Raw genomic sequence first — 5,399 nt, 5'->3', positions numbered from 1 at the left:
GAACAGGTGCTTGCCGTGGGCGCGCGACTCGGTCATCATGTGGCCGTCGAGGAGCGCTGCGCCTGCGGCGAAGCGGCCCTGCGGGCTGCTGACGGACAGGACTTCCCCCGTGAAGACGTCCGCGAACTGATGCGCCAGCCGCCGGACGGAATGCCCTTCCGGCACTACTCGATGACCTCTCCCGTGGCCTCGTAGGCAGCAATCTTGCTGATCCGGCGGACGTGGCGTTCGTCGTTGCTGAAGGGCTCGGCCAGGAAGGCTTCGATGAGTTCCGTGGCTTCGTCGACGGTATGCTGGCGGCCGCCCACGGCCACCACGTTGGCGTCATTGTGCTCACGTGCCAGCGTGGCCGTGGAGAGGTTCCAGGCGAGGGCAGCGCGGACACCCTTGACCTTGTTCGCGGCGATCTGCTCGCCGTTTCCGGAGCCGCCCAACACAATTCCGAGGGCGTGGACACCGGACTGCTGGTCCGCAACCACGGCAAGCGCGGCGTTGATGCAGAAGGAGGGGTAGTCATCCTGGGCGTCGTACACCGTGGGGCCATGGTCCACGACGTCGTAGCCCTTGGCCGTGAGGTGGCCGACCAGATGGGCGCTGAGTTCCATGCCGGCATGGTCGGTGGCGATGTGGACCCGCGGGAAGGAGGGGGAAGAAGTCACAGCAGTATCCGTTCATTAGGCCAGGGGCAGATCAACACGGACAAGGATACTAGGACTCCGGGGCACCGCCGGCTGGACTGGCTGCACCGCCGCGGTGCGCCCGCGCGGCGACGCGGGTGAGGACTTCGGCAAGGCGGGCCGCCTTGTCCGGACTTCCGCCGCTGACGGCCACGCTGTGGCCGTCCGTCTTGCGCACGACGACGGCGGGCCCGCTGCTGACGAGCATCGCGGCGGTGCCGCTGTGGTTCCGGTAGCCCCACCCGCCGTAGTCTGCTGCACGGACATCCGCGGCGCTGGCGGCGGAGATCGCAGCCGCCGGCACGTCCATCACAGGCAGCACGCCCGCTACGAAGACCCGCAGGCCTCGTCGGTCGGCCTTCACCCGGGCGCAGAGGAAAGCCGCTGCCACTACCGCAAGGATCGCCACCAGGGCACCAAGCCATGGCAGCGCCACGGTAATGAGCGCCGCCGGGAACAGGGTGGCCACGGCGATCATGACGAACACTGAACTGCGTGCGTGCACCCAGAGCCGGATGGTGTCTCCGGCCAGTTCAGGATCAAGCTCGCGGGCGAGGGCCAGTTCCAAAGCCCGGTCATCCTCCGGGGACCACTGCCTGTCGGCTTTGAAGACAAACCCCATGATGACTCCGAGTGAGACGGCGGCCCCGCTTCCAAGCGCCAGGACTGTCAGGTCAACGTGGGATTCCCGCGCATCGGCCAGGCCCGTCTGGCCCACAAGGCCCGCGGCAAGGACGGAGGTGACAAACAGGCTCAGGAACAGCCCTGTCCCCATCATGATCCGGCGCATCACGGCGGGACGCGAGGGCGGGACTGCCTGGGACAGGACCAGCCACCCGGCGGCGACGATGATCAGCGCACCGCCACCGGCGTAGGCGCCAAAAGGAGCAAAAGCGGAGCCGCCGTCGGCCGTCCAGCCGATCGCCATGGGTTCGGGCAGATCGGGCCGCAGCAAAAAGGCGCAGAACACAAAAGCCGCTGCCAGCACCACGGGAAAGCCCACTGCGAAACGCAGGGCACTGCCATCCACAGAATCCCGGAACTTTCCCATGCATTAACGCTACTCCCGGCGGGGGCCGTGACAGAATGACTTCACTGTGCCGGTGCAGGCCACCGCCCGCCGGCAACCGCTACCCCATTCTGGAGGAACCACTTGCCAGGCATGAACCTGACGCGCGCCGAAGCCCGCGAGCGCGCCGAACTGATCAGTGTCGAATCGTACGATGTCAGCCTGGACCTGACAAAGGGCGACAAGGTTTTCGGCAGCACCACGCACGTGAAATTCACCGCGGTGCCTGGATCCTCCACCTTCATCGATGCCGTGACCCACACCGTGCACAGCATCACGCTCAACGGCCGCTCGCTCGACCCGGCCGAAACGGCTGACGGAATCCGCATCCAGCTGCCCGATCTTGCCGGTTCCAATGAATTGACCGTGGTGGCTGACGCGCCCTACATGAACACGGGCGAGGGCCTGCACCGGTTTGTGGATCCCGTGGACGGCGAGGTGTACCTGTACACCCAGTTCGAGGTGCCGGATTCCCGCCGGATGTTCGCCGTCTTTGAACAGCCTGACCTCAAGGGCACCTTCGCCTTCACCGTCACCGCACCGTCGCACTGGGATGTCATCTCCAACTCCCCCACCCCGGCTCCGGAAGCCACCACGCCGGCGGACGACGGCGGCGCAAGGTCCGTGTGGTCCTTCTCCCCCACACCGCGGCTCTCCTCCTACGTCACGGCACTGATCGCCGGCCCGTACCAGTCTGTCCGCAGCAAAGTCACCAGCTCCGACGGCCGTGTCATCCCGCTGGGCGTTTTTGCCCGGAAGTCCCTCATGCAGTACCTGGACGCGGACAACATCTTCGAGCTGACCCGCCAGGGCTTTGAATTCTTCGAGGCCCAGTTCGGCTGCCCGTACCCGTTCGAGAAATACGACCAGCTGTTTGTACCCGAGTTCAATGCCGGCGCCATGGAGAATGCCGGCGCCGTGACCATCCTGGAAGGCTATGTTTTCCGCGGCAAGGTGACCGACGCGCAGGTGGAGCGCCGCGCGATCACCGTCCTGCACGAGCTCGCCCACATGTGGTTCGGCGACCTCGTGACCATGCGCTGGTGGAACGACCTCTGGCTGAATGAATCCTTCGCCGAATACATGTCCCACCTCGCGGCAGTGGAGAACACGTCCTTCGGAAGCGCATGGACCACTTTCGCCTCTGTGGAGAAATCCTGGGCCTACCGCCAGGACCAGCTGCCCACGACGCATCCGATCTTCGCTGAAATCAACGATCTCCAGGACGTTGAGGTCAACTTCGACGGCATTACCTACGCCAAGGGTGCATCGGTGCTGCGCCAGCTGGTTGCGTGGGTGGGGCCGGAGCAGTTCATGGCCGGCGTCCGCGAGTACTTCGCCAAGCACGCCTGGCAGAACACTGAGCTCAGCGACCTGATGGTGGAGCTCGAAAAGGCCAGCGGCCGCGACCTCGACCAGTGGGGCCGGCTCTGGCTGGAAACTGCCGGCGTCAACACCCTCCAGCCCGAGCTCACGCTGGACGCGGACGGGAACCTTGCTTCCTTCAGCATCATCCAGTCGGCTGTTGACGAGTGGCCCACCATCCGTCCGCACCGCCTGGCCGTGGGGTTCTACAACCTCAACGGCGCGGGCAAGCTGGAGCGCATCCACCGCGAGGAACTCGACGTGGACGGCGAGCGCACCGAAGTGCCCGGACTCACCGGCCTGGCACAGCCGGACCTGATCCTCATCAACGACGACGACCTCGCCTACGCCAAAGTACGGCTGGACGAAAAATCGTTGGCCACCGCGACCGCCCACCTCAAGGATTTCAGCCGCAGCCTCCCCCGGACCCTGGTGTGGAACTCTGCCTGGGACGCCGCCCGCGACGGCGAGACACCGGCCCGCCGCTATGTCAGTCTGATCCTGGCCAATGTCGGTTCGGAATCGGACTCGTCCGTGATCCAGACCCAGCTGCGCCAGCTCGCAACCACCCTGAATTTCTACGTAGCCGAAGATCACCGCGAGGCCACCACGGTCGAGGCAGCGGCCTCGCTCTGGGACCTGGCCGCCGCCGCGTCCGGAGGGTCGGACGCCCAGCTGCAGTTCGTGAAAGCCTTCGCCCAGCTGGCCCGCAGCGGCAACCAGCTGGACACCGTGGCAGGTCTTCTGGACGGCTCGGCAACGCCGGCGGGACTGACCGTGGACCAGGACCTCCGCTGGGAACTGGTCGCCTCGCTGGTGGCAGGCGGCCGGCTGGACCAGGACGGCATCGACGCAGAGCTGGACCGCGACAACACCGCGAGCGGACAGAACGCTGCAGCCCTGGCTACGGCAGCCATCCCTACCGCCGAGGCCAAAGCCAAGGCCTGGGATGCGATTGTGGTCAAGGGAGAGCTGTCCAACGCACTGCAGGGTTCGGCGGTGAACGGCTTTATGCGTGTTCTGGACCGGACACTCCTGGAGCCTTACGCAGAGAAGTACTTCGAGGCTGTCCCCGGGATCGTGGCGAAGCGGACCCACGCACTGGCCCAGCAGATCGTCGTCGGGCTTTATCCCGCACTGCTGACAACACAGGCAACTGTGGACCGTACGGACCGTTTCCTGGCCGGTCTTCCTGCTGACAGCACGGCGTTGCGGCGGATGATGCTGGAGAACCGCGACGGCGTTGCCCGGGCACTCCGGGCACGCGCCGCGGACATTCTCCCCGGCGAACTCCAGGCATAAGGCCATGAGCCTGAGTGAGCATCGTTATTCCCTGACCGTGCAGTGGACGGGCAATCTGGGGGAAGGCACGTCGTCGTACCGGGGCTACTCACGGGACCACGACATCCGGATCCCCGGCCTGCCCGTCCTGCCGGGCTCTGCCGATCCCACCTTCCACGGGGACCGCGAACGGTACAACCCGGAACAGCTGCTCCTGGCGGCGCTGGCGCAGTGCCACATGCTTTCGTTCCTTCACGTGGCCGTACGGCACGGGGTGGTGGTCACCGGTTACCAGGATGACGCCACCGGAGTCCTGCACCTGAACCGGGACGGCAGCGGGCAGTTTGAGTCGGTCACGCTGCACCCGCGGGTGACCCTGGCGGACCCGGCCCACGTTGCTCTGGCCGGGCAGATGCATCACGAGGCCAACCAGGTCTGCTTCATCGCGCGCAGCGTCAATTTTCCGGTGCTGCACGAACCCGTGACGCTGACCGCCTAAGCGTCTGCCAGGAGGTCAGCTGCCAGCCGGGCCTCCGTAGCGGGCGAAAGCCCGGCCTTCCGGTGACGGTTAAGGCCGCGGCTCCGCTCGTCCAGCAGCGTGTCCGCCACAGTCTCCTGCCACGGCCGGGTGTTCAGTCCGGCGGCACGGGCGGCCACGTTGCTGCGGGCGCAGAAGCCCTCATGGCCAGGCGGCAGCCACAGCGGAAGGGAATCGGGGCCGGACCAGTAATCGATCCCGGACTCCACCAGCCACTCCTCCGGCGCTGTGACTATCTCGCCCTGGTAGCCGGCGGCGGTCCTGGCCGCTGCGATGTAATCACCGAAGGGCACCTGGTCGCCCACCGCATTCAGGGCTCCGGTGACCCCCGTCTCCGCGGCATCCAGGATCCACCGGGCGAGGTCGCGGACGTCGATGACCTGGGTGGGATGGCCGGCGATGTCCGGGACCACCACAGGCCCGGTGTCCCGGGCAAATCTTGCCGGCCAGTAGCCGTAGCGGTCCGTGG

4 protein-coding genes and 2 pseudogenes are annotated in these 5,399 nt (G+C 66.4%); 2 read left to right on the top strand and 4 right to left on the bottom strand.

Features of this window, described 5'->3' with window-relative positions:
- From DBR22_RS24395 to DBR22_RS08215, 3 genes and pseudogenes are all read right to left on the bottom strand, one after another.
- Positions 1 to 165: pseudogene (locus DBR22_RS24395) on the bottom strand (Fpg/Nei family DNA glycosylase); the annotation flags it as partial.
- Positions 165 to 659: a ribose-5-phosphate isomerase gene (locus DBR22_RS08220; protein ID WP_108598614.1), complete on the bottom strand. Its 495-nt coding sequence runs from the start codon at positions 657 to 659 to the stop codon at positions 165 to 167. The pseudogene DBR22_RS24395 and the gene DBR22_RS08220, both read right to left, overlap by 1 nt.
- 49 nt (positions 660 to 708) lie before the next feature.
- Positions 709 to 1,728: a hypothetical protein gene (locus tag DBR22_RS08215; protein ID WP_108598613.1), complete on the bottom strand. Its 1,020-nt coding sequence runs from the start codon at positions 1,726 to 1,728 to the stop codon at positions 709 to 711.
- Between the two features lie 111 nt (positions 1,729 to 1,839).
- Between DBR22_RS08215 and pepN the strand changes: the two genes are divergently transcribed.
- Positions 1,840 to 4,413: an aminopeptidase N gene (pepN, locus tag DBR22_RS08210; protein WP_108598612.1), complete on the top strand. Its 2,574-nt coding sequence runs from the start codon at positions 1,840 to 1,842 to the stop codon at positions 4,411 to 4,413.
- A 4-nt stretch (positions 4,414 to 4,417) separates the two neighbouring features.
- Complete coding sequence (locus DBR22_RS08205; RefSeq protein ID WP_108598611.1) at positions 4,418 to 4,891, top strand: OsmC family protein; 474 nt, start codon at positions 4,418 to 4,420, stop codon at positions 4,889 to 4,891.
- On the opposite strand, the pseudogene DBR22_RS08200 reads toward DBR22_RS08205, so the two are convergent.
- A pseudogene (locus DBR22_RS08200) lies at positions 4,888 to 5,399 on the bottom strand (epimerase); the annotation flags it as partial. The gene DBR22_RS08205 and the pseudogene DBR22_RS08200 overlap by 4 nt on opposite strands.

Origin of the sequence: Arthrobacter sp. HMWF013 (assembly GCF_003061105.1) — a bacterium.
GTDB lineage: Bacteria > Actinomycetota > Actinomycetes > Actinomycetales > Micrococcaceae > Arthrobacter.
The sequence above is the reverse complement of the archived record's forward strand: the minus strand, read 5'-3'. Positions and strand labels throughout refer to the sequence as shown.